At 72.2% G+C, this 24,298-nt stretch carries 20 protein-coding genes and 1 tRNA gene; 10 read left to right on the top strand and 11 right to left on the bottom strand.

Going from position 1 to position 24,298, the window contains the following annotated elements:
- The first annotated feature begins 78 nt into the window (after nt 1–78).
- A tRNA-Ala gene (locus tag JNK12_21495) sits at nt 79–154 on the top strand.
- A 69-nt stretch (nt 155–223) separates the two neighbouring features.
- Here JNK12_21495 and JNK12_21500 read toward each other — a convergent pair.
- From JNK12_21500 to JNK12_21525, 6 genes are read right to left on the bottom strand one after another with little or no spacing between them, the layout of a single operon-like run.
- A complete protein-coding gene (locus JNK12_21500; GenBank protein MBL8778524.1) occupies nt 224–1,135 on the bottom strand; it encodes an aldo/keto reductase in 912 nt (303 codons plus the stop codon).
- 3 nt (nt 1,136–1,138) lie between these two features.
- A complete protein-coding gene (locus JNK12_21505) occupies nt 1,139–1,861 on the bottom strand; it encodes a phytanoyl-CoA dioxygenase family protein (GenBank protein MBL8778525.1) in 723 nt (240 codons plus the stop codon).
- A 16-nt stretch (nt 1,862–1,877) separates the two neighbouring features.
- Nucleotides 1,878–2,231, bottom strand: a complete 354-nt coding sequence (gene rsfS, locus JNK12_21510; GenBank protein MBL8778526.1) for a ribosome silencing factor — start codon at nt 2,229–2,231, stop codon at nt 1,878–1,880.
- A gap of 43 nt (nt 2,232–2,274) precedes the next feature.
- On the bottom strand, nt 2,275–3,738 hold the full coding sequence (locus JNK12_21515) for a LytR C-terminal domain-containing protein (GenBank protein MBL8778527.1): 1,464 nt from the start codon (nt 3,736–3,738) through the stop codon (nt 2,275–2,277).
- 13 nt (nt 3,739–3,751) lie between these two features.
- The gene (nadD, locus tag JNK12_21520) at nt 3,752–4,348 is read right to left on the bottom strand and encodes a nicotinate (nicotinamide) nucleotide adenylyltransferase (GenBank protein ID MBL8778528.1); all 597 of its coding nucleotides are present in this window, start codon (nt 4,346–4,348) and stop codon (nt 3,752–3,754) included.
- Nucleotides 4,349–4,371: 23 nt separating this feature from the next.
- Nucleotides 4,372–6,588, bottom strand: coding sequence for a hypothetical protein (locus tag JNK12_21525; GenBank protein ID MBL8778529.1), 2,217 nt, complete (start codon nt 6,586–6,588; stop codon nt 4,372–4,374).
- 321 nt (nt 6,589–6,909) lie between these two features.
- Between JNK12_21525 and JNK12_21530 the strand changes: the two genes are divergently transcribed.
- From JNK12_21530 to JNK12_21545, 4 genes are all read left to right on the top strand, one after another.
- Entirely contained in the window at nt 6,910–7,740 is an 831-nt protein-coding gene (locus JNK12_21530; GenBank protein MBL8778530.1) for a sigma-70 family RNA polymerase sigma factor, read from the top strand.
- A gap of 70 nt (nt 7,741–7,810) precedes the next feature.
- On the top strand, nt 7,811–9,163 hold the full coding sequence (locus tag JNK12_21535; GenBank protein MBL8778531.1) for a 3-deoxy-7-phosphoheptulonate synthase class II: 1,353 nt from the start codon (nt 7,811–7,813) through the stop codon (nt 9,161–9,163).
- Between the two features lie 109 nt (nt 9,164–9,272).
- The gene (locus JNK12_21540; protein ID MBL8778532.1) at nt 9,273–11,045 is read left to right on the top strand and encodes a nitrite/sulfite reductase; all 1,773 of its coding nucleotides are present in this window, start codon (nt 9,273–9,275) and stop codon (nt 11,043–11,045) included.
- Entirely contained in the window at nt 11,045–11,731 is a 687-nt protein-coding gene (locus JNK12_21545; GenBank protein ID MBL8778533.1) for a phosphoadenylyl-sulfate reductase, read from the top strand. The genes JNK12_21540 and JNK12_21545 overlap by 1 nt, the downstream gene beginning before the upstream one ends.
- Nucleotides 11,732–11,770: 39 nt before the next feature.
- Here JNK12_21545 and JNK12_21550 read toward each other — a convergent pair whose 3' ends face one another.
- On the bottom strand, nt 11,771–12,640 hold the full coding sequence (locus JNK12_21550; protein ID MBL8778534.1) for a LamG domain-containing protein: 870 nt from the start codon (nt 12,638–12,640) through the stop codon (nt 11,771–11,773).
- Nucleotides 12,641–12,708: 68 nt separating this feature from the next.
- Here JNK12_21550 and JNK12_21555 point away from each other — a divergent pair, with 68 nt between their 5' ends.
- Together JNK12_21555 and JNK12_21560 are read left to right on the top strand one after the other, a co-directional pair.
- Complete coding sequence (locus JNK12_21555; GenBank protein MBL8778535.1) at nt 12,709–13,572, top strand: hypothetical protein; 864 nt, start codon at nt 12,709–12,711, stop codon at nt 13,570–13,572.
- A gap of 38 nt (nt 13,573–13,610) precedes the next feature.
- Nucleotides 13,611–15,407, top strand: coding sequence for a glycoside hydrolase family 15 protein (locus tag JNK12_21560; protein ID MBL8778536.1), 1,797 nt, complete (start codon nt 13,611–13,613; stop codon nt 15,405–15,407).
- 15 nt (nt 15,408–15,422) lie between these two features.
- Here the strand turns inward: JNK12_21560 and JNK12_21565 are convergent, their stop codons facing one another.
- Complete coding sequence (locus JNK12_21565) at nt 15,423–16,853, bottom strand: VWA domain-containing protein (GenBank protein MBL8778537.1); 1,431 nt, start codon at nt 16,851–16,853, stop codon at nt 15,423–15,425.
- Nucleotides 16,854–16,962: 109 nt separating this feature from the next.
- Nucleotides 16,963–17,877, bottom strand: coding sequence for a MoxR family ATPase (locus tag JNK12_21570; protein MBL8778538.1), 915 nt, complete (start codon nt 17,875–17,877; stop codon nt 16,963–16,965).
- Between the two features lie 138 nt (nt 17,878–18,015).
- Between JNK12_21570 and JNK12_21575 the strand changes: the two genes are divergently transcribed.
- From JNK12_21575 to JNK12_21585, 3 genes are read left to right on the top strand one after another with little or no spacing between them, the layout of a single operon-like run.
- Nucleotides 18,016–18,207: a hypothetical protein gene (locus tag JNK12_21575; GenBank protein MBL8778539.1), complete on the top strand. Its 192-nt coding sequence runs from the start codon at nt 18,016–18,018 to the stop codon at nt 18,205–18,207.
- Between the two features lie 53 nt (nt 18,208–18,260).
- The gene (locus tag JNK12_21580; protein ID MBL8778540.1) at nt 18,261–19,484 is read left to right on the top strand and encodes a hypothetical protein; all 1,224 of its coding nucleotides are present in this window, start codon (nt 18,261–18,263) and stop codon (nt 19,482–19,484) included.
- An 8-nt stretch (nt 19,485–19,492) separates the two neighbouring features.
- The gene (locus JNK12_21585; GenBank protein MBL8778541.1) at nt 19,493–20,428 is read left to right on the top strand and encodes a hypothetical protein; all 936 of its coding nucleotides are present in this window, start codon (nt 19,493–19,495) and stop codon (nt 20,426–20,428) included.
- Between the two features lie 21 nt (nt 20,429–20,449).
- On the opposite strand, the gene JNK12_21590 is transcribed toward JNK12_21585, so the two are convergent.
- On the bottom strand, nt 20,450–22,957 hold the full coding sequence (locus tag JNK12_21590; GenBank protein ID MBL8778542.1) for an RCC1 repeat-containing protein: 2,508 nt from the start codon (nt 22,955–22,957) through the stop codon (nt 20,450–20,452).
- Nucleotides 22,958–23,047: 90 nt separating this feature from the next.
- Complete coding sequence (locus JNK12_21595) at nt 23,048–24,286, bottom strand: glutamate-5-semialdehyde dehydrogenase (GenBank protein ID MBL8778543.1); 1,239 nt, start codon at nt 24,284–24,286, stop codon at nt 23,048–23,050.
- Nucleotides 24,287–24,298 lie beyond the last annotated feature (12 nt).

Below are 24,298 nucleotides of genomic sequence, written 5' to 3' on the forward strand. Positions count from 1 at the left end.
GCACCCTCGCCGCCCGGAACCCGTTCCGGCTTGGCGGAGGCCGGGGGTGGTGCTGCTATCGTGTGCCCCCGCACCCCAGGGGGCGTAGCTCAGCCTGGTAGAGCGCCTGCATGGCATGCAGGAGGTTTCGAGGGTTCAAATCCCTTCGCCTCCACCCTGAGTGTGACCCGGACCGACCCCGGCCCCAGTGGCCGGGGTCGGCCGCGTCCGGGCATCTAGTGGGTCAGGGCATCTCGTAGCCGCGCGAATCCTCGATGAGCCCGTAGAGGTCGCTGCGATCGAGGCGGACACGGGGTGCGGCCGCGGCGGCGACCAGGCGATCGGGCCGCTGGGAGCCGACGATGGGCACCGGCCGGGACGGGTGAGCGGCGACGAACGCGAGGCAGACCGCGACCGGGTCGACGCCCTCGCGCCCTGCCAGCGAGTCCAGCCGGGCAGCCAGATCGGGGCGCACCTCACCGGAGCGCTCGCCCAGGCGCCCACCCCCGAGCGGGCTGTACGCCAGGGGTGCGGCACCGCGTCGGGCGCACCAGTCGAGGGTGCCGTCGAAGAGCGGGCGGTGGTCGAGCAGCGAGCACTCGGCCTGGACGGCGGCGATCGGGAAGGGGAGGTGGCGCTCGAGGTCGTCGAGCTGCGCCGGCGTGGCGTTCGACACGCCCACTTCGCGGATCGTGCCGGCGTCGCGCAGGGCGCTCAAGGCCGCAGCCGTCTCGGCCACCGGCGTGAACAGGTCGACCCGATGGAGCTGGAACAGGTCGATGGCGTCGACCCCGAGCCGGCGCAGGGAGGCCTCGCACGCCGCGGTGAGGTGCCGGGCACTCCCGTCGTAGCGCCCGGGTCGGATGCCGGCCTTGGTCGCGATCAGGACCCGGTCCCGGAGCGTGGCGTCCTCACGGAGCACCCGGCCGAGGAGCGCCTCGGCGCCGCCCTCCGCCCGCTCGCCGTAGACATCGGCGTTGTCGACCAGCACCCGCGCCCCTGCGACCTCGAACGCCTGCACCGCCGCACCGACCGCGGCGACGGCCCCCGCCAGGTCGTCGTCCCGGAAGCGCCAGCACCCGAAGGCGAGCGGGGCGATGGGCCCCAGGGCGCCGAGCGGCCGCGGCGTCGCCGGCGGCAGCGGCTCGTCGGTCACGGTCTAGGACGGTGCGACGGCGCCCGGCAGCGCATCGACCCAGGACGGGGCGGGGCGGCCCCCTCGCGCCGCGACGAAGAAGGGCGGCGTGAGGTAGGGGTCGGCGTGGTCCAGCGAGACGTACTCGATGACGTACGCCCACCGCAGGCGATCGCTGACGTTGGGCAGGGTGGCGTGGACGGTGTGGGACGAGAACACCACGACGTCGCCCACCTCGGCGGGGATGCACACGGCACCGTCGGTGGGCTCGAGGACCCGCACGACGCCGTCGTCGTTGGCGTGGGTCCAGGTGCGCAGATGGCTGCCCGGGATGAGCCAGAGGCCGCCGTTGTCGGCGTCGGCGGCGCTGAGGCCGACCCAGACCTGGAGGTGCTCGAAGCCCACCTGGCTGTAGCCGTTGTCCTGGTGGAACGGGAACAAGGGGGCGCCGGGGCCCTTGGCCACGGCCTGGTCCCACCGGATCCAGACGTCGGGCCCGAGCCGGGGGCACACGAGGTCGAGCAGCACCGGCTGGGTCACCCACGCCTGGAGGTCGGCGCTGCAGGGCAGCAGGTTGCTGGCGAAGCGCATGGCGCCGTTGTTCAGCTGGTCGTGGTGCGGGTTGACCGCGTCGGCGGCCTCGATCATGGCGACGACCCGGGCCATCTCCGCCTCGTCGAACACCTTGCGGTGGACGGCGAAGCCGTCGGCGGCCAGCGTGGCGGCGTCGAAGTCGATCACACCCATCGACCCACGACGTTAGTCACTCGGCCGTGCGGGCCCCGCCGGCGTCGGGCTCCCAGGCGACCCGGGGGACGTCGTTCCAGAGCCGCTCCAGCTCGTAGTAGTCGCGCTCCTCGTCGAGGAAGACGTGCACCACGAAGTCGCCGTAGTCCATGAGCACCCACCGCAGGCTGTCGAGGCCCTCGATGCGCAGCGGTCGGGGCCCGCCGGCGGCCGCGACCGCCTCTTCGATCTCCTCGGCGATGGTCTTCACCTGCCGGCTGTTGGCACCGCTGGTGATGACGAACCAGCCCGTGATCGACAACACGTCGGACACGTCGAGCACGAGGGTGCGCGCGCCCAGCTTGGCGTCGGCGGCGCGGGCCGCGGCCACGACCCAGTCGAGCGCGGTGGTGGACGTCTTGGTCGGGGGTGGATCAGCCAGTGGGGGCCTCCGTCGGCGGGGTGATCTCCGGCGCCACCCCGAACGGGACCGTGGTGGTCACCGCGAACGGGTCGACCGGCAAGGTGGTGGCGGGCGCCCCGAGAGGCGCGGTGGTCGTCGTGGCCGCCGCCGAGGCGCCGGGCGCATTCTCGAGCTCGAAGTCGCTCCCGATGATCACGGTGACGTCCACGTTGTCGGTGACGTTCTCCCGCAGCACCAGGCGTCCGACGCCCAGGGCGTCGACGAGGCGCTGCGCCTGGTCGCGCTCCGCGGGGTCGTAGTACTGGACCACGGTCTGCTCGCGCCCGAAGTTCTCGGCGTTGCCCACGATGGCGATCTCCGCGCCGGCGGGCACGATGATGCGGGCCGCCTCGATCGCCAGGCCCTCGGTGCCGGTGCCGTCGAGCACACGGGACCGCAGGCGCCCGACGCCTACGGGAAGCGGGATGGTCTCGGCCACGAGCGCATCGACCGCCACCTGGTCCGGCTGGTAGAGGTTGGAGTCGGTGGCACCCACCCCGGGGATCCCGATGGGGGTGACCGGGAGCGTGTTGAAGGTGGCGTCACCCTTCGAGAGGTCGCGGACGAACCGGCCCAGGCCGCTGTCGGTCTCGCCCGGGACGGCGTTGGGGTCGGTCGACACCTTCACCGCCGCCAACCAGGCCGTCCAGAAGGCCTGCTGGCGCTCCAGACGGGTGAGGTCGTTCTCCTCGAGCCCCCGCGAGTTCACGAACAGGCCGATCTGCTCCGGCGGCACCGGGATCGGGCCCTGCGCGAACGTGACCTGCCCCCCGAAGGCATCGGTGGTCACCAGCTCGACCGGGTTGTCGATGGTGAGCGGGCCCAGCGGAGCCACGAGGCTGGCCCACTGCGCGTTGTTCAGGATCTCGACGTCCTCCTGGGCCGCCGCCACGAGGAGCGTCTCGACCCGCTGCTCGAGGCCGGTCTGGCCGGCACCCTGGTAGATCTCGTTCATGGGCGCCTGCCCCGTCTCGGTGAAGGGCAGCTCGAGCACCGTGCCGGCCGGGAAGAAGGTGAGGTTGCCGCCCCCGCTGTTCTTCAGCGAGAGCATGGTGACCCCGGTGATCGTGCCGGCGTCGTCGGTCTGGGTCACGAGCATCGTCGGGGTGGGATCGACCGCGGCCTCGTAGCCCTCGGCCCGGGGATCGGTCTCGACGTTCAGCTCGCGACCGGCGTTGCTGCGACCGACCGCCTTGATGCCGACGACGGTGAGCACCGGGATCGCGAGGATGAGGACGACCCAGGTGCCGATGAACGCGTAACGCAGGACGGGGTGGGCCCGGCGACGGGACGGTTCGGCGTCGGGAGCCGGGTCGGACGGCCCCTCGACCGACGGGGGCCCGTCGCTCCCGTCGGATGCGGCCTCGCGCTCCCGGCGGCGACGGGCACGTTCGCCCGTCCCGGCCGGGGGCAGGACCATGGGCTCATGGCTCATCGGTCCCGCTCGCTCATCGGTCGTCACGATAGAGGCCGAGGCGCTCGATGCCCGAAACGACCGGGGCCGGGACCAGGTAGTCGAGGGGACGACCGTCCACGACACGGTCGCGGAGATCGGTCGACGAGATCTCGAGCCGAGGGACCTCGACGCGCTCGACGTCCCAGCCCCGCGGAGGGCCCCAGGAGCCACCGGGTCGGTCGACCACGGCGATGACGGCCCGCTGGCGCACCTCGTCCACGCGCTCCCACGTCGGGAGCCCGGCCGCGGCGTCGCTGCCGACGATGACGTAGAGCTCGCGGGAAGGGTCCTCCTCGAACAGCTCACGCACGGTGTCGGCCGTGTACGACGGCCCACCCCGCCGGATCTCGAGGTCACACACCTCGACGCCCTCGACATCGCCCACGGCGAGGCGCACCAGCTCGAGGCGCACCGAGGCCGGGCTCACCACCCGCTCCCCCACCTTCTGCCACGGCACGTTGGCCACGACCAGGAGCACCACGTCGAGGCCGAGGTCGTGGCGGGCGTTGACCGCCGCCGCGAGGTGCCCGACGTGAGGCGGATCGAAGGTCCCCCCGAACAACCCGATGCGCTCGCCCCTGCCGGTCACCGACGCAGTGTACGAGGGGGCGATCAGGGCGCTCCGTCGGCCCCGAGGACACGCGACCAGTCGACGAGGGACTCGCCCCAGGGGGTCGGGGTGAACTCCTCCGCCGAGTTGGCGATGACGAGGGACCCGGTGCAGGTGTCCGGCGGGACCGTCGTCCGATCGGCGAGCAGCGCGCACGGCGGCCCGGCATCCGGGAAGGTCAGGCGGAACGCCGAGTCGGCGCCGCCGTAGGGCGAGGACGCGCCGATCACGTTGTTGCGGTACCTCGGGGTCGGGCCCACGATGAAGTTGGTGCTGGCCGCGTCCGGGTACGTGCGCTCGAGGTAGTCCATCAGTGCGACCACGTCGGCGCCGGCCTGGCTCCACGAGCGGAGCGACACGAACTGACCGACCATCGCTACGAGGACGATGACGGCGGCGACCGCGATCGTCGTCACCGGCACGCGCCGCCACAGGAAGACGCCGAGTCCCGTGAGCATCATCGCCGCGCCCACCGAGGACACCGCGTAGAGCCGGTCGTTGAAGCCGAGCACCCCGGTGGTGGCGGTGAAGGACACGAACAGGCCCAGCCCGAGGACGCCGACGCCGGCGACGACCAGCGAGGGGCCGGCGCCGCGGGCTCGATCGCCCCGCACCCACCACACGAGGCAGACGACGACGCCCGCTGCGGCCAACGCCCCCACCGCGGCGAACAACAGGTCGGGGGTGTCGAGACTGCCGAAGAGGCCGATGCCGAAGTGCCCGGACCACAGGGTCGAGGGGCTGGGCATGCGCCACTCCAGCGGGTACACGGGGTGGGCCCGGGACCACGCCGTGGCCGCCACCACGGGGACGAGCGTGCCCGCCCGGGTGAGCAGCGTGATGGGCGTCCTGGGAGCCGGCGCACCGCCCCGGAGCGGCGCCAGCGGCGTGGCCACCAGCGCCACCGATGCGAAGGCCACGGGGACCGCGAGCTCGTAGCAGAGGATCGACGCGGCGAAGGCGAGACCGGCGAGGAGCCAGCGTCCGTCGGTGAAGGCCCACAGCCCGAGCAGGAAGAGGAGCGCCCCGACGGCGATCTGGCTCGTCCCGGACCAGACCGTCATCGACTGGTGGATCGGGAGCAGCACCCAGACCGAGGTGGTCACGAGCGCGAGGGTCCGATCGAAGAACCTGGCCAGCACGGTGTACAGGACGAGGACGACGCCAACGTTGATGGCCGTGAGCACGAGGAATTGGACGAGCGGATGCGGCCCGACCACCCCGTGCAGGAGCGTGAAGGTCAACCACGCCCCAGGGCGGGCGTTGACGAGGTCCTGACCGGACGGGACCGACGACCAGGTCCCGGCCGTTGCCCGCTGGAACTCCAGGCTCCAGTCGTCGAGCACGAAGTTCACCCCCAGGGCGATGTACAGGCCGGCCCGGGCCAGCACGAGGCCCACGAGAAGCACGACTGCGGGCCGGCGCCGCTCGGCCCAACCGGCCCGGAGGTCGCCGCCGTCACGACGGGAGAGGCGCAGCGTGGGCACCGAGCCGGTGAGCGAGGCCGGAAGGGGACGGACCAGCAGGTACTCGCGGGCCGCGGCGATGATCAGGCCCGCCACGAGGCCGAGCAGCAGTCCCTTGGCAGCGGCGCTCCACGGCCGGGGGGCCACGGCGTCGCCGGCGTCGGTGGGCCCGAGCGTGACGACGGCGGTGTCGCCCACCGCCGCCTGACCGGCCTGGTAATCGGCGAGAAGCGCCTGCTGGTCGGCCAGGTCCGCCGACACGTCCTCGCCTGCCGCCTGGCGCGCGTTCAGGTCGTCAATTCGCGCCTGGGTGAACGTCACCGCGCTCTCGGCCAGGCCGGTGGCCGTCTCCTCGCGCACGGCCAGGTAGGTGTTCGCGGCCGTGTTGGCGACCGCCTCGGCGTAGGGGCCGCTGATCGAGCGGCCGACGAACGCGATCGTGTCGTCGGACACCTGCTCGACCGCGAGCGAATGATCGAAGGCGATCTGGGCGTCAGCCCTCCCGAGGACGGCGGCGCTCTCGACCAACCGGACCTCGCGCCCGATGGCCTGCGCATCGTCGGCGGGGGCGTCGGGCGCCCCGAAGCGCTGGTCGAGCGAGACCGGGTCCACCTGCACCTCGACCCTCGACTCGTAGGTCTTGGGCAGCAGCGCCGAGGCCGTCCCGAACAGCGCCGCTCCTGCAACGGTGGCCGCCACGATCACCCACGCCTGGCGGCGGAGCGCGCCGACGAGGGTCCGGGAGGCGGGCACGGGCCGAGAGTGTAGGGGTCGCGCCTCACCCGACCCGTCGAGGGTACTTGTGGCCGTCGTGGAAATGTGTCATTCTGGTTACGAAGGTGTTCGCCCGCACCCTCCCTCGCCCCCTGTTCCACGCCTCGGCGACCCCGTCGGCGGCCGGAGTGACCGATGTCACTTCACCCCCCGGAACAGGCGGGAAAACACGGTGGTTGCAGGGTGAACTCGACCGGAACGCCGTCGTGTGGCCCGGTTGCCCCCGAAAATGTCTGCAACTGGGAATCACAGGGCAGTAATTCTCGTTAAGAGAGCTGAACTTCCCGTGGAAAAGGTGTCATGAGCGATTCAGTAGGCCAGTACCTCAACGAGATCGGCTTGGTGCCGCTGCTCACCGCCCAGGAGGAGCGCGAGCTCTCCCAGGTGATCGAGAAGGGCGCCGAGGCACGCGTGCGGATCGCCGACGGCGAGTCCGGCATCGAGCTCGACCGTGCCGTGCGCGCCGCCGAGCGGGCGAAGGACCGGTTCATCCGGGCCAACCTCCGCCTCGTGGTGTCGGTCGCCCGTCGCTACCCGCTCCCCCCGAGCATGGAGCTGCTCGACCTGGTCCAGGAGGGCAACCTCGGCCTCGAGCACGCCGTCGACAAGTTCGACTGGCGCAAGGGCTTCAAGTTCTCCACCTACGCCACCTTCTGGATCCGCCAGGCCATCGGCCGGGCCCTCGACCAGAAGGCGAGCCTGGTGCGCCTGCCGGGCGACCGCTCGGCCAGCCTGCGGGCCGCGCTGCGCCAGGTCGCGGGCGACGGGGACGAGCTCGACGACGAGCACGCTCGCCTGCACCGCCTCACCACCCCCACCTCGCTCGACCGGACCATCGGCGACGACGACAGCAACGAACTCGTCGACCTGCTCCCCGACTCGACGCCGGGCCCCGAGCAGGAGGTCCTCGACCGCGCCGAGCAGCAGATGGTCACCGACCTGTTGAGCGTCCTGGACACGCGGGCCCGGTACGCCGTCGAGCAGCGCTTCGGCCTGCACGACGGGCGTAAGCGCAGCTACCGAGAGGTGGGCGAGGAGCTCGGCGTCACCGCCGAGGCCGCCCGCCGCCTGGTGAAGCGTGCGGTCAGCACCGTGCGCGACCAGGCCGCCGCCACCACCGACGCCGCCTAGGCCGGACCACCAGCGGGCAACTCCCCCAAACCGCTTGTCGGTGGGGGACGCGACCCGCGATCCTTTGCTCGTGGCCTCCACTTCCTGGACCCCGTCGTCCTGGCGCGACCGCCCTGCCGGCCAGCAGCCCGACTGGCCGGACGCCGGCGCGTTCGACCAGGCCGTCAAGACCATCGCCACCCTGCCCCCGCTCGTGTTCGCGGGCGAGGCCCGCGAGCTCACCCGCAGCCTGGCCCAGGTGAGCGCGGGCGAGGCCTTCCTGCTCCAGGCGGGCGACTGCGCCGAGTCCTTCGACGCCTTCTCCGCAGACGCCATCCGGGACAAGCTGCGGGTGATCCTCCAGATGGCCGTCGTGCTCACGTACTCGTCGGGCGTCCCCACGGTGAAGGTCGGGCGGATCGCCGGGCAGTTCGCCAAGCCGCGGTCGTCACCCGTCGAGAAGGTCGAGGCGGTGGAGCTGCCGTCGTTCCGCGGTGACATCGTCAACTCGATCGGGTTCACGGCCGCAGCCCGCACGCCGGATCCCGAGCGCCTCGTGCAGGCGTACCACCAGTCGGCGTCGACGCTGAACCTGCTCCGGGCCTTCACCAAGGGCGGGTTCGCCGACCTCGGCCAGGTGCACGGGTGGAACCAGGAGTTCGTGGCCAGCAGCAACGAGGGCCGCCGCTACGAGCAGCTCGCCTCCGAGATCGACCGCGCCCTGCGCTTCATGAAGGCCTGCGGGGTCGACACCTCCTCGCAGCCCGACCTCCAACAGGTCGACTTCTACACCAGCCACGAGGCGCTGATCCTCGGCTACGAAGAGGCGCTCACCCGTCGAGACTCGCTCACAGGCGACTGGTACGACTGCTCGGCCCACATGCTCTGGGTGGGCGAGCGGACGCGTGAGCCCGAGGGCGCCCACCTCGAGTTCCTCTCCGGGGTGCACAACCCCGTCGGAGCCAAGGTCGGCCCCTCCGTCACCCCCGACGAGGTGCTGGCGCTGTGTGAGCGCCTCAACCCCGACCGCATCCCGGGTCGCCTGACCCTCATCAGCCGCATGGGCGCCCCGCGTATCGAGGCAGGGCTGCCTCCCCTGCTCGCCGCCGTGCGCGACGCCGGCCATCCCGTGGTGTGGGCCTGTGATCCCATGCACGGGAACACCTTCACCAGTGGCACGGGCCACAAGACCCGCCACCTCGACGACGTGCTCGCCGAGATCGCCGGATTCTTCGCCGCCCACCGCGCCGAGGGCACCTGGGCCGGCGGCGTGCACGTCGAGCTCACGGGCGACAACGTCACCGAGTGCCTCGGCGGCGCCGAGGAGATCCTCGACGCCGACCTGGGCGACCGCTACGAGACGATGTGCGACCCTCGCCTGAACGCCCGCCAGTCACTCGACCTGGCCTTCCGAGTCTCCGAGCTGCTGCGCGAGCACCGCTGATACCTGGGGTTTCTGAGAATACTTGACCTTCGGGGTCGGGATTCTCCTACACTCCCTCGAATACCTGAGCGATCCGCTCGGGTTTTCGACCCTCGTGGAGGCCCCACCCGTGCTCCCGCACGCCGAGATCGACCCGGCGATGTCCGCGGACATCGCCAAGTTCGAAGCGCAGCTCGCCCGGTACCAGGCCGGCGACCTCCCCGAGGACGTCTTCCGGGTCTTCCGCCTGAACAACGGCATCTACGGCCAGCGCCAGGGCGGCACCAACCAGATGGTGCGGGTCAAGATCCCCTACGGCTCGATGCTGCCCGAGCAGCTCGACATGATGGGCCGCCTGGCCGACGAGCACTCTCGGGGCTGGGGCCACCTCACCACCCGCCAGAACGTGCAGTTCCACTTCGTCGAGCTGACCGAGGTGCCCGAGGTCATGCGCAAGCTCGCCTCGGTGGGCATGACCACCCGGGAAGCCTGCGGCGACACGGTCCGCACCGTGCAGGGCTGCCACCTGGCCGGTGCCTGCCCGAAGGAGGCCCTCGACATCAGCCCCTGGGCGGAGGCGGCGCACCGGCACTTCCTGCGCAACCCCCTCGCCCAGCGCCTCCCCCGCAAGTTCAAGATCAACTTTTCCGGCTGCGCCACCGACTGCGGCCAGGCCATGTTCAACGACGTGGGAGTCATCGCCACCACGCGCACGCTCGAGGACGGCTCGGTCGAGGCGGGTTTTCGCGTCTTCCTCGCCGGGGGCCTCGGCGCCACCCCGCACCCCGCGCTCGCGCTCGAGCCCTTCACGCCCCGGGAGGAGCTGCTCGCCACCCTCGAGGCGGTCCTGCGGGTGTTCTCCAACCACGCCAACCGGGACAACAAGCTGCGCGCCCGCCTCAAGTGGCTCGTCGACACCATGGGGTGGGACGAGCTCCAGGCCCGCGTGTTGAAGGAGCGGGCCTTCCTCGTGGCGTCCTCCTCCTGGCCCGGTGGCGTTCCCGCCATCGTCGAGAAGCTGGGTGACGACCCCGCCGGCCTGGCTCCCGGGGCCACTGCACCGACCATCGGACAGGGCACGCCCGTGACCATCCGCAGCGGCGACCAGCGCGACCGCTGGCACCAGGCCAACGTCGTGCGGGGCGCGGCCAAGGGCACGGTGTCTGCCTACGCCTGGAGCCGCCTGGGCGACGTGACCGCCGACCAGTTCCGGGCGCTCGCCGCCATCCAGCGCGAGCTCGGGGCCGAGGTCCGGGTCACGAATCGCCAGAACTTCGTGTTCCGGGGCCTCTCGGAGTCGCAGCTCGACACGCTCTACGAGCGCCTCGAGGTCATCGGCATGGCCCAGCCCGGGGCCGAGCTCACCCGGGACGTCGTCGCCTGTCCGGGCGCCGACACCTGCAACCTGGCCGTGACACAGTCCCGTGGCCTCGCCGACGAGATCGGCCGGCGCCTCGAAGAGGAGGGCCTCGCCGAGATCGGCGGCGTGCGCACCAACATCTCCGGCTGCACCAACTCGTGCGGCCAGCACCACGCCTCGGACATCGGCTTCTTCGGGGCCGAGCGCCGTGCCCACGGCAAGGCCGCCCCCGGCTACCAGATGCTCCTCGGCGGCTACGTCGGCGAGGAGCGCATCGAGTTCGGCCAGAAGGCGCTGCGCCTCCCGGCCAAGAACGCCCCCGAGGCCGCGGTGCGGGTCGTGCGTCGCTACGCCGGTGAGCGTGAGGCGGGTGAGGCCTTCCAGAGCTGGCTGGCCCGCGTCGGCGGCGTCGACGAGGTCCGCAAGGATCTGCTCGACCTCGACTGGTTCCCCGAGCCCGAGGACGGCCCCGAGTACTACGTGGACTACGGCGAGACCGGGCCCTACGTGGCCGAGGTCGGTGACTCGGAGTGCGCGACCTGATGGCCTTCGATCCCGTCGGCCTCGACGTCCCCTCCTTCTCCGACGACGAGCTCGCCGACCTCAACCGCGAGTTCGAGGGCCTGCCCGCCAGCAAGATCATCCAGTGGGCGGTCGACTGCTTCGCGCCCTACCTGTGCATGACGGCCTCGATGACCGACGCCGTGCTCATCGACCTGGCGGTGAAGGTGGACCCTGCCATCGAGGTCGTCTTCATCGACACCGGCTACCACTTCCCCGAGACGCTCCAGACCGTCGAGGACGTGCGCCGGCGCTACGGCCTGAACATGCGCATCATGACCGTCGCCCACCACGCGGAAGAGCTCTGGAAGCTCGACCCCGAGAACTGCTGCTCGGCCATCAAGGTGGGACAGCTCGACCGGGCCCTCGCCGGCAAGGCCGCGTGGATGAGCGGCCTGCGCCGCGTCGAGGCCGCCAGTCGGGACTCCGCACCCATCGTGGTCCGTGACCTGCGTGGGCTGGTCAAGGTGAACCCCATCGCGACCTGGACCGACGACGACGTCGCCGGCTACATCGCCGACCACGACGTGCCCCAGAACCCGCTCGTGGACCAGGGCTACCTGTCGATCGGCTGCGAGCCGTGCACCAAGCCGGTCGCTCCCGGCGACGACCCCCGGTCCGGACGATGGGCCGGACGCGACCGCACCGAGTGCGGCCTGCACGTCTGAGCCCACCCGCGGTGCCGCCGCTCGGCGAGCTCGAGCCGATCAGCCGAACGGCGTGTCGTCGGTGCGCGCCGGACGGGCCCCGGACGGCGTGAAGCGCACCAGCCCGTGGCTGGGGCCGCCGACCGCGCCGGACGAGTCCGTCACGCGGGACCCCGCGGCCTCGTCGAAGTGGTACAGGCCCACCGTCGCCGAGTCGGCGACAAACGGCGCCGTCGGTCGGGCGAAGGCAGTGCGGTACCGCCGGATGGAGGAGACCCGCAGCTCGTCGAGGCGGCCCGCGAACGAGGGGTAGGCCGCGCCGACGTCGTGCTTCTCCGCCCCGATCACCAGGTAGGGATCGGCCGGTCGTGCGCCGGTCGTCCCGTCGGGGTAGGAGAGGTCGCCCGCCGGGCCCACGCCATCGGCCCGGCGCACCCCGTCGACCCAGATCTGAAGATGATCGGCGCCGGTGCGCTCCACCGCCACGTGGTGCCAGCGCCCGTCGAGCACGCCGTCGCCGGGGAGGTCGGTGCACACCGTCGAAGCCGCGCCGGTGCCGTCCTGCGCGCCGAAGGCGACGTCCCCGTAGCGGTCGACGGAGACCCCGAAGTCCCGCCCGTCGGGCCCGCTGAACGGGAAGCGGTCGCGGTCCACCACCACGTGCCCGCCGATCCACCCGTAGGCACCGGCGCCGCACGCCACGACCCCGGACGGGTTGTTGGACCGCCAGCCCCGCATCCACCACTCGATGGTGAAGGCTCCGGCGCCGACGTCGACGGGGCGGGCTGGGGCGTCGAGCGCGATCTCGACCCGGTCGGCCCGACCCGACCCGGTCCCGAAGAAGCGCAGCGACCGGCCGGCGTCGCAACCCGTCATCGCGAGCATCAGCAGCACGACGAGAAGCCAGAAGGCGCGAACACGGCGTGACACGCACCCAGTATCGACGCCCGTGCGGCCGGCCTGAGGGAGCCTCCTCGCCCGGCAGTAGCCTCGGCGCCGTGACCGACCGGGCGCCCGACGACCACATCCCCACCCGCCTCCTCGTGATGGGCATGGCGGGCCAGGACGGCAGCATCGTGGCCAGCGAGGTCGAGCCCGTGGCCGAGGCCTGCGGCCAGACCCGTGAGCAGGTGCGGGCCGAGCTCGCCCTGATCGTCGACGAAGGTCTCTTCGCCACCGAGGACGGCGACCGCTACTCCCCCACCCCGGCGGGCCGGGCCTTCCTCGACTCCGCGCTCGAGCGGGCGCGCCTCGCCTACGTCCAGGACGCCGCCGGGCGGGGCTGGGACCGGCGCTGGCACCTCGTCGCCGTGGCCCCGGTGGACGACGAGAGCGTGGCCGCCTTCGTGCGCCGCCTGTTCGCCCTCGGTGCCGGGCAGATCCAGAACGGCCTCTACGTGTCCCCCCACTCGTGGGAGTCGGTCGTGACCGCCGAGGCCGAGCGCCTCGGGGTGGCCGACGCGGTCACCACGGCCGTCACCGACGAGCTCGAGATCGGCGGCGAGCGAGATCCCCGCACCCTTGCCGGCCGCCTCTGGGCGCTCGACGACCTCGCCCGCCGGTACCAGGGTTTCATCGAGCGCTACAAGGAGGTGCCCGAGGCCCTCACCGACATGCGCAGCCGACAGGAGCGGCTCACCGAGGCCGAGTTCCTCGCCGGCGCGCTCACCACGGTGATCGACTTCGAGGCCTGCTTCAGCCGCGACCCGCTGCTTCCGCCCGAACTGCTCCCCCGCCCGTGGCCGGGCCGGGAGGCCCGCGAGCTGGTGAACCGGGGCCGCCGCCTCGGCGTGCTCGCCCGCGAGCGCCACGAGCGCCCGGCGCTGTTCTCCTTGTTCGAAGAGGTCATCGACCGGCTCTGACCCGAGCGAGCGGCCCGCCACCACGACAAGCTGGTGGGGTGAGCCCTTCCCGCATCGAGGACTACGCGATGCTCGGCGACACCGAGACCGCTGCGCTGGTGGGCAAGGACGGGTCCATCGACTGGCTCTGCACCCCGCGCTTCGACTCGGCCGCCTGCTTCGCCGCCCTGCTGGGTGACGAGCACAACGGCCGATGGCAGCTGGCGCCGGCCACCGAGGTCCTCCGCGTCGAGCGCGCCTACCGGCCGGGCACCCTGATCCTGGAGACCGTGTTCCACACCGCCGAGGGGTCGGCGGCGCTGATCGACTTCATGGTGCCCCGCGACGAGCGCCCCAACCTGATCCGCATCGTCGAAGGCCGCAGCGGTCGGGTCCCGATGGTCATGGACCTGCGCATGCGCTTCGACTATGGCTCGATCGTCCCCTGGGTCCGTCAGGACCACGGCCGGCTGCTGGCCGTGGCGGGGCCCGACGGGCTCTGCCTCGACACTCCCGTCGAGACCCACGGCATGGACCACCGCACCGAGGCCCGCTTCTCGGTCGGGCCCGGGGACACGGTCCCCTTCGAGCTCGCCACGTTCCCCTCCCACCTCCCACCGGAGCCGGCGCCCGACGTCCACGCCGCCTTGGACTACACGCAGCGCTGGTGGCAGTCCTGGAGCGGCCGCAACACCTACCGGGGCGAGTGGTCCGACGTGGTGCACGATTCGCTCGTCGTGCTCAAGGGCCTCACCTTCGGCCCCACCGGTGGGATCGCAGCCGCCGCCACCACCTCGCTGCCCGAGGTCCTCGGCGGCGTGCGCAACTGGGACTACCGGTACTGCTGGCTGCGCGACGCCACCTTCACCCTCATGACCCTGCTCAGCGCCGGCTACGTCGACGAGGCGTCGGCGTGGCGGGAGTGGCTCATGCGGGCCGTCGCCGGCGAGCCCGACAAGCTCCAGATCATGTACGGCGTGGCCGGTGAACGCCGCCTGACCGAGTACGAGGTCCCCTGGCTGGCCGGCCACGAGGGCTCGGCGCCCGTTCGGGTGGGGAACGCCGCCAGCGACCAGTTCCAGCTCGACGTGTTCGGCGAGGTGCTCGACGCGACCCACCAGGCCCGTGTCGCGGGACTGGCCGAGGGCCACGAGTCGTGGGAGCTCGAGAAGGTGCTCATGGACTTCCTCGAAGGCTGCTGGAACGAACCCGACGAGGGCATCTGGGAGGTCCGCGGTGGTCGCCGGCACTTCACCCACTCGAAGGTGATGGCCTGGGTCGCGGCCGATCGAGCGGCTCTCGCGGTCGAGCGCTTCGGCCTGGACGGGCCCGTGGAGCGCTGGCGGCGCCTTGCCGAGGAGATCCGAGACGACGTGCTGGCCCACGGGGTCCGAACCGACGGCGCGTTCCGCCAGGCCTACGGGAGCGACGCGCTGGACGCGAGCCTCCTCCTGGTGCCCTTGGTGGGGTTCCTCCCAGCCGCCGACGAGCGTGTCCGGGCCACGGTCGAGGCAATCGAGCGGGAGCTCACCGACGACGGTTTCGTCCTCCGCTACCGCACAGAGCACACCGCCGACGGCCTGCCGGGCAAGGAGGGTGCGTTCCTCCTCTGCACCTTCTGGCTGGCCGACTGCCTCGAGTTGCTCGGGCGTCGCGCCGACGCCCGGGCGCTCTACGAGAAGCTGCTCGGGCTCCGCAACGACGTGGGCCTGCTCTCCGAGGAGTACGACCCGTCCACCGGCCGACTGCTCGGCAACTTCCCCCAAGCGTTCTCCCACGTCTCGCTGGTCAACACCGCCATGAACCTCAGCACGGCCGGTGGCGGCGCCGCCGCTCACCGCTCCCAGCGGGCCTGACCGGGCCGGCGCCGTTCAGGCGAGGCGCTCGACGAAGCCTTCGAGCTGCCGCAGGTTGCGGCACTCGTAGACGCCGTCGCAGTGGATGCCGTACTCGCTGACGATCGAGTCGCCGGTGTCCCAGTAGGAGCGGGGCTCGGGGTTCAGCCAGAAGACGTGACGGGCCTTCTGGCGGATCTCCTTGATGACCCACGACTGCGAGGAGTGGTAGTTGTTCCGAGCGTCGCCGAGGATCATGACGGACGTCTTCGGCCCGACGTCCTTGCCGTACTCCTTCCAGAACACCTCGAAGGCGTGCCCGTAGTCGGAGTGGCCGTCCACCCAGACCACGTCGGCCTCGGTGTTGACCCGGTGCACCGCGTCGGCGATGTCCTCCACGCCCTCGAAGAAGCGGGTGACCTCGTCGAGCCCGTCGATGAACACGAAGGCCCGCACCTTCGAGAACTGGCTGCTGATGGCGTAGACGAGGTGCAGGGTGAAGCGGGCGAACGCCGCCACGGACCCCGAGATGTCGGCGATGACCATGATCTCGGGCTTCGCCGGGCGGGGGAAGCGGAACTTGGGCTCGGCGGGGACCCCGCCGTAGCTGAGCGAGTGGCGCACGGTGTTGCGGAAGTCGAGCGGGCCCTTGCGTCCGTGACGCCGCTTGCGGGCGAGGCGCACGGCCAGACGGCGGGTCAGCGGGTAGATGGCCTTGCGCAGGTTGGCCATCTCCTCCCGGCTGGCGTGCATGAAGTCGACGTCCTCGGGCAGCGGCTTGCGCAGCGTCTTCGCCATCGCCTCGACGCCGCGGTCGGCCACGAGGCGCCGACGGATCTCCGCCTCGACCTCCTGCTTCAGCTGCTCGAGCCGGTGCTGGTACTCGTCGGCCTCGAGGCGCTCCTCCAGGGGGCTCAACGGTTCGGGCGACTCCTCGCGGGAGTGCTCCATGAGCCGCTCGAAGAGGTTGTCGAGATCGAGGTTCCGCAGCGTGCGGTAGAGGTAGTAGGTACCGCCGACGGGGCGGCCCGGCTCCATACCCGCGAAGCGCTCGACCGCCTGGCGGGCGATGGCGCGCATCATCGCCTCGTCGCCCCGCATCAGGGCCCGGTAGAGCATCTCGGCGAGCTCGTCGTTGCTCATGCGCCCGCCGGCGCCGCCCTGGCCCTGCATCGGCTGGTCGCCGGCGTCGGCGTCGCCGGCGGCGCCGTCGCGCTCGTCGTCGTCGCCCTGGTCGATCAGGTACTCCTTGCCCCGCAGCGAGAAGTAGACCTCGAAGACCGTCTCGAACGACCGCCAGTGGGCGTTGTTCTTCACCAGCGTGGCCGCCAGCGCGTACTTGAAGGCCTCACGATCCTCGAGGGGGATGTGCTTGATGGCCTCCATCGCGTCGAGGTTCTCGGTGAGGCTGACCGGCAGGCCGGCCTCGCGCAGCTCCTGGATGAACCCCGCGAGGAGCTCGAGCATCGGCGAGGGCGCGACGACGCTCACCTTTGCGCCTCCTCCGTCGGCGCCCCTTCGGGATCCGGTCGGGCGATCGGCGCTGCCCCGCTCCGCTCCGCAGCCTCCATCACGGTCAGCTCTTCTGCGAGGAGGGGGTCTTGCCGCCCCGCACCCAGGCCTGGCCGTCGCCGCCGAACTCCTTGATGGCCTTGGCGATGTCGGTCTGGTACTTCAGCAGGATGTTGATGGTCTCGGTGGCCTGCGCCTCGTCGACCTGCTCGATGCCGAGCAGGACGAGGGTGCGGGCCCAGTCGAGGGTCTCCGACACCGAAGGCGACTTCTTCAGCTCGAGCTGGCGGATGGAGCGCACGATGCGGGCGACCTGGTCGGCCAGGCTCTCGGTGATGTCCGGCACCTTGGCCAGGACGATCTCCTTCTCGCGCTCGAGGTCCGGGTAGTCGATGTGCAGGAACAGGCACCGCCGCTTGAGCGCCTCGGACAGCTCACGGGTGTTGTTGGAGGTGAGGAACACGAGCGGGATCTGCCGAGCCGACACCGTGCCCAGCTCGGGGATGGACACCTGGTAGTCGGAGAGGATCTCGAGGAGCAGCGCCTCGGTCTCGACCTCGACGCGGTCGACCTCGTCGATGAGCAGCACGACCGGATCCTCGGCCCGGATGGCCTCGAGGAGGGGCCGGGTGAGGAGGAAGTCGTCGGAGAAGATGTCGTCTTCGATGTCGTCCCACGTGCCGTCGGTGTTGCGTTCGGCCTGGATGCGCAGGAGCTGCTTCTTGTAGTTCCACTCGTACAGCGCCTTGGACTCGTCGAGGCCCTCGTAGCACTGGAGGCGGATGAGGCGCGAACCGGTGATCTCGGCCACCGACTTGGCGAGCTGCGTCTTGCCGGTACCGGCGGGCCCCTCCACGAGGATGGGCTTCTGGAGCCGGTCGGCCAGGTACACGACGCCGGCGATGCCCTCGTCGGCGAGGTAGTTGACATCGGCCAGGCTCTCGCGCACCGCCGGGACCGATTCGAATCGGGGTTCCATCCCCTGATCGTACCCACGGTCCTTGACCGCTCGGTCAAGATTCCGGCACCACGGGCACCACCCGCCCCCACGCGACCGCCCGATACCCCTCCCAACTGGGCCTTGACCGCGCCGGCCGACGGTGCTCGACTCGCGCCCATGGCCATCACGGACGCAGACATCACCACCGACTGGACGATCGAGCTCGACACCGCGGCCCCCGGCGTGCGCATGGGCGATGACGGCGACGCCTCCGACGACGCCGATGGCGACGACGGCGGCGACAGCGACGGGACCGACGGCGGCGACAGCGACGGGACCGACGGCGGGGACACCGACGGCGGCGACTGAGCCCTCACCCTGACCCACCGGGCGCCGACCGAGCGGCCCGACCGAGCCCCTCGGTGACCCACTCCCCGCGTCCGCACCTCCGCGCCCTCGTCGGCGACGAGCAGGCGTTCCTCACCGACCACTGGGAGCGAGCGCTCGCCCTGCACCGGGGCGGCGCCGCGGCGGCGGACCGGTTCTCGGAACTCCTGTCGTCCGACGACCTGGTCGAGATGATCGCCGACCACGGCCTGCGCAGCCCGTTCTTCCGGCTCATCCGGGACGGTAGCGGGCTCCCGTCGTCGACCTACCTGCGCTCGGCCGGCGCCGGCCACACGACCGTGCACGACCTGGCCAACCCGGGGCGCATCGCGGAGGAGGCGTGGGCCGGCGCGTCGATCGTGGGGCAGGCACTGCAACGCACCTGGCCGCCGGCGCGCGATCTCTGCCGCGGCCTCGCCGAGGAGCTGGGCCACCGTGTCCAGGCCAACGCCTACCTCTCCCCGCCCGCCGCCGAGGGGTTCGACCTGCACTACGACACCCACGACGTGTTCGTGCTCCAGGTGGAGGGCACCAAGCACTGGACGGTGCACGAGCCGGCCGATGTCCTGCCCCATCGCCGCGGCCGCGGCGCTCCCCCGCCGGCGTTCGGCGAGCCCGTGTGGTCCGGCACACTCGAACCAGGTGACTGCCTCTACCTGCCGAGGGGCTTCGGCCACCAGGCCCGCACGAGCGACGCCGCCTCGCTGCACCTCACCGTCGGCGTGCTCGCCTTCACCTGGCGCCACGTCCTCCGCCTGCTCGCCGACGTCCTCCCCGACGACGACGTGGCCCTCCGCCGGGCGCTGCCGGTGGGGGCCCTGGGGAGCAGGGACGGGCGCGGCGACGACGGGTTCGACGAGGCCTGGAAGGAGTTCCGGGTGCACCTCGCGGAACGCCTCGACGCGCTGGATCCCGAGCTCCTGGTCGGACGCCTCGAACACGACCTCTGGTCGGCCCACCCGCCCGTCGACGCGGCCGACGAGCTCCGCCGGGCCCTGCGGGCCGCGGCCCCCGACGCCACGACGTTGCTGGAGCTGCGCCACGGCGCCCTCGAGCGCCACGAGGTGGCGGGCGGCCGGGTGCGCCTGGTGCGGCGCGACCGCGTGATCAGCCTGCCCGTCGAGGCCGCACCCCTCGTCGATGCCCTCGTCGCCGGCCGGCACGTTCGCGCCGACGACGGCCTCCTCGACTGCGACTCGTCGCTCGTCGTCCTGCGCCGCCTGTACCGCGAGGGCATCGTCGAGCGAGTCGACCGCTGAGCGACTCGATGCCCTCGTCGCCGGCCGGCCGGCCCGGCCGGGGCCGGGTCCCGTTCTGCGCGGCCACGAGCCGGGACCTGGCCGAACCGTTGGCGGCCACCGCCTCCCACGTCGACGAGTGGCTGCTGGTCGAGTGGCCGGGCGCGTGGGGCCGCCACGCCCTCACCGAGAGCGACCTGCCCGCTCACCTGGCCGAGCCGCTCGTGACGTTCGACCGAGGAGCGCGCGCGAAGGCCGTACTCGTGCGCCAGGGCGTCCAGGCCGATGCCGAGCGCACGTCGCCGCCGATGGTCGTGCGGGCCCGCTCCACGGTGGGCGACGAGCGCCTGACCCGGTCGGCCCTCGGAGGCCCCGATGGGTGGCGCCTCGACCCGCCCATGACCGCCCCGCCGCCGGTCGGGGCCGGCCGCGACGAGCCCCTCCTCGTCGTGTGCACCAACGGCCGCCACGACGCCTGCTGCGCCAACGAGGGCCGCCCGCTCGTCCGGGCCATGCGGGCCCTCGGGCCCGCGCCCGTGTGGGAGTGCTCCCACATCGGCGGCGACCGCTTCGCCGCCAACGTCGTCCTGCTCCCCCACGGCTGCTACTTCGGCCGCGTCTCCGTCGACGCCGTGGTGGGATTCCTCGAGGAGCTCGCCCGCGGCCTGCTGCCGTTGGAGCACTACCGGGGCCGGTCTGCCCTGCCGCCGCCCGTTCAGGCGGCCGAGCTGGCGGTGCGCCAGGAGACCGGCGAGCGCCGCATCGACGCGCTGACGGGCTGGCACCGGGAGCGCCTCGGGGAGGGTGCGTGGGCGGTCGTGATCGACCTCGCCGGCCGGCGCCATCGGGCCGAGGTCACTGCGTCGAACGACGCCGAGCCCCGTCTGCTCACCTGCCACTCGAGCCGGCCCGAGCCGCCGCGCTCGTTCGTCGTCGGTCCCCTGGAGCGACTCGAGGACAGCTGACAGGGCGCTCCGGGCCCAGGCTCAGACCTGCGTGGCCGTCGCCAGGAAGCGGTCGGTGCCCGTGGTGCCGTCACCGATGGACCCGAAGGCGTTGTCGCCCCAGCAGCGCACCTCGCCGTTCGAGAGCAGCGCGCACGCGCTGGCCCCGGTCCGTGCGACCTGGGTCACGCTGGTCAGCGGACCAAGCCCCGGCGGGTCGAGCACCGTCACGGGCAGCACGCGGTCGGCGCCGACGTTGTCCCCGGTCTCCCCGTTCACGCTGTCACCCCAGCAACGCACCTGTGCCCCGACCCGGGCGCACGTCCCCGAGCCGTTGGCCACGACCTGACCGACGCCCGTCAGCGGGCCGTTGCCCTGCGGGTTCAGGACTGCGGTCGGCAGCACCCGGGTGGTCCCGGTGCCGTCGCCCAGCCGCCCGTCTGCTCCATTGCCCCAGCACCGCACCTCGTTGATGTTGAGGCGGGCGCAGGCGTGACCCTGGGCGATCGAGATCTGGGCCACGTCCGTCAGCGCGCCGGACCCCGCGGGGCTGAGGACGGTCACCGGCAGGGGGCGGTTGGTGGTGGTGCCGTCCCCCAGACGACCGTTGGCGTTGTTGCCCCAGCACCGGACCTGCCCGGTGGTCAGCCGGGCGCAGGCGGCGCCGCTGGCGATCGCGATCTCGGCGACGTCGGTCAGCGGACCGGTTCCCGCCGCGTTGAGCACCGTCACGGGACGGGTGCGATTCGTGGTGGTGTTGTCCCCCACCTCGCCTGCGGAGTTGAAGCCCCAGCACCGGGCCTGCCCGTTGACGAGGACCGCGCAGGAGGTGCCGGCGCCGGCCGCGATCTGGGCGACGCCGGTCAGCGGACCGGTGCCGGTGGCGTTGGAGACGACCACTGGTCGGCCGCTGCTGGTGGTGCTGCCGTCGCCCAGTGCACCACCGCTGAAGAAGTTGTCCCCCCAACACCGAACCTGGCCGGTGGTCAGGCGCGCACAAGTGTGGCGACTCCCCGCCGCCAGCTGCACGATCCCGGAGAGGCGGCCCGACCCCGTGGTCCCGACCACCGGGACCGCGGTCGCCTCCGAGGTGCTGGTGTCGTCGTTGCCCGTCTGCCCGGCGTCGTTGAAGCCCCAGCAGCGGGCCTCGCCGGCGGTCGTCCGCCCACACACGTGGAGGCCGCCGCCGACGATCTGGGTGATGCCGCCGAGGGCGCCCAGGTCCGCGCCGTCCTGCACGACCGCGGGCCGCACACTGCCGCCCCCGGCGCCGTCGCCGAGTCGGCCGACGCTGTCCTGACCCCAGCAGCGGGCGTTCTTGGAGCCGAGCTTCACGCACGTGTGCGCCACACCGGCGGCGACGTCCTTCACGTCGGTCAACGGGCCGTTGCCCGCCGGGTTCGACACCACCACGGGACGTGGCCGGTCGGTGGTCGTGCCGTCGCCGAGGCGGCCGTTCGCGTTCGAGCCCCAGCACCTGGCTTGGCCCGAGGTCAGTCGGACGCACGTGTGGGCCGCCCCCGCCGCCACCTTCGACACGTCCCTCAACGAGCCCGACCCCGCAGGGTTCGACACCACCACGGGGAGCAGCCGGTTCGTCGTGGTGCCGTCGCCGACCCGCCCGTCGCTGTTCGCCCCCCAGCACCGCAGCTGCCCCGACGTCAGGCGCGCACACGTGTGCGAGTGGCCGGTCGCCACCTTGGAGACGTCGGTCAAGGGACCGGTGCCCGCCGGGTTCTTCACCACGACCGGCCGCAGGCGGTCGGTCGTCGTCCCGTCACCCAGGCGGCCGCTCGCGTTCGCCCCCCAGCAGCGGAGCTGGCCCGTGGTCAGCCGCGCACACGTGTGGGAGTTGCCGGCCGCGACTCTCGACACGTTGGTGAGCGACCCCGTGCCCGCCGGGTTCGAGACCGCCACGGGCCGCGGCGGCGAGGTGGTGGTGCCGTCGCCGAGCTGCCCCGACGCATTGAATCCCCAGCACACCGCCTGGCCGTTGCCCAGGCGGGCACACGCGTGCCCGGCCCCGACGGTGATCTGCGTCACGTTGGTGAGCGGCCCGGTCCCCGCGGTGTTCGACACGACGACGGGGAAGGCGCTGCTGAGCGCGGGCGACCCGCCACCGAGCTGGTCATCCACGTTGATGCCCCAGCAGCGGACCTGGCCGTTGGCCAGGCGGGCACACGAGATGTCTCCACCGGTGGCCACCTCGGCCACGTCGCCGAGCGGACCGGTGCCGTTCGGGTTGGACACCAGCACCGGCTCGAGGCGGCTGTTGCGGGTGCCGTCGCCGAGCTGCCCGTTGAAGTTGTTCCCGGAGCACTTCACGTTGCCCGTGCTCAGCCGGAAGCACGAGTGCCCGTCGCCACCCGCGACCTGGGAGATGCTCCCGAGCGCCGCCTCCGGCGTTCCGCCCGCCCGGGTCGCCGCCGGACCGAGGCGCTGGGCCCCGGCACCACCGGGTGCCAACAGCACGGCGAGCACGGCCAGAACCGCCGTGATCAGGACAGGGGCGAGCAGCCGCGCCCCTCGGCCATCGCGGGCTCGTCGCATGTCGCCCCTCCCCGGTCCGCACCCGTCGCCAGCGACGGTACGACGAAGACCGACCTTCGGCAAGCGATCGCCGGGCTCAGCGGCCCGAGGTCAGCCTCGGATCTGGCCCTCGCCGTGGACGACGTACTTGGCGGTGGTGAGCTCGCGCAGGCCCATCGGGCCCCGGGCGTGGAGCTTCTGGGTGGAGATCCCGATCTCGGCGCCGAACCCGAACTCCTCGCCGTCGACGAAGCGGGTGGAGGCGTTGACCAGGACCGCGGCGGCGTCGACCTCCGCGGTGAAGCGCTCGGCCGACTCGAGGTCCCGGGTGACGATGGCCTCGCTGTGGCCCGAGCCGTACCGGTTGATGTGGTCGATGGCCTGGTCGAGCGAGTCCACGACCCGCACCGAGGCCTTGAGGTCGAGGAACTCAGTGCCCCAGTCGGCCTCGGACGCCGCACCGGCAGAAGGCAGGATCGACCGGGTGTGGTCGTCACCCACGAGCTCGACCCCCTCGAGCGCCGGCGCCAGGCGGGTGAGGAAGGGCTCGGCCACCTTCTGGTGCACGACGATGGACTCGAGGGCGTTGCACACCGAGGGCCGCTGGGTCTTGGCGTTGACGACGATGGCCTCGGCCATGGCGAGATCGGCGGACTCGTCGACGTAGACGTGGCAGTTGCCGTCGCCGTCGATCACGAAGGGGACGGTGGCGTGTTCGCGGATCGACGCGATGAGCGACGGCCCACCCCGCGGGATGAGGCAGTCGATGCTGGCGCGCTGCTGCATGAATTCGACCGCGCCTTCGCGGGTGGTGTCCTCGACCAGCACGACCGAGTCCTCGGGCAGGCCGGCGGCCGCGAAGGCGTCGCGCAGCACCTTCGCGATCGCGATGTTCGAGGTGATGGCACCGGAAGAACCCCGGAGGAACGCGGCATTCCCCGCCTTGACGCACAGTGCCGCCGCGTCGCTGGTGACGTTGGGCCGGTTCTCGTAGATGATGGCCACGACGCCGAGCGGGACCCGCACGCGGTGGATGCGCAGGCCGTTGGGGCGGGTCCAGCCGTCGAGGATCTCCCCGACGGGGTCGGGCAGGGTGGCCACCTGGCGCAGGCCGCCGGCCATGCCCTCGATCTTGGCGGGCGTGAGTCGGAGGCGGTCGACGACCGTGGCGCTCACGCCCTCGCCCTCGGCCCGCTCCACGTCCACGGCGTTGGCGGCGAGCACCTCGTCGGCACACTCGAGGAGCCCGTCGGCGGCCAGGAGCAGACCGGCGTCCTTCTCACGGGTGGAAGCCGTGGCCAGCGCCCGAGAGGCGGCCTTGGCCCGGAGTCCCAGATCAGCGATGGACATGCCCCCGAGGTT

It is taken from the genome of Acidimicrobiales bacterium (assembly GCA_016794585.1).
Lineage (GTDB): Bacteria > Actinomycetota > Acidimicrobiia > Acidimicrobiales > DATDAH01 > JAEUJM01.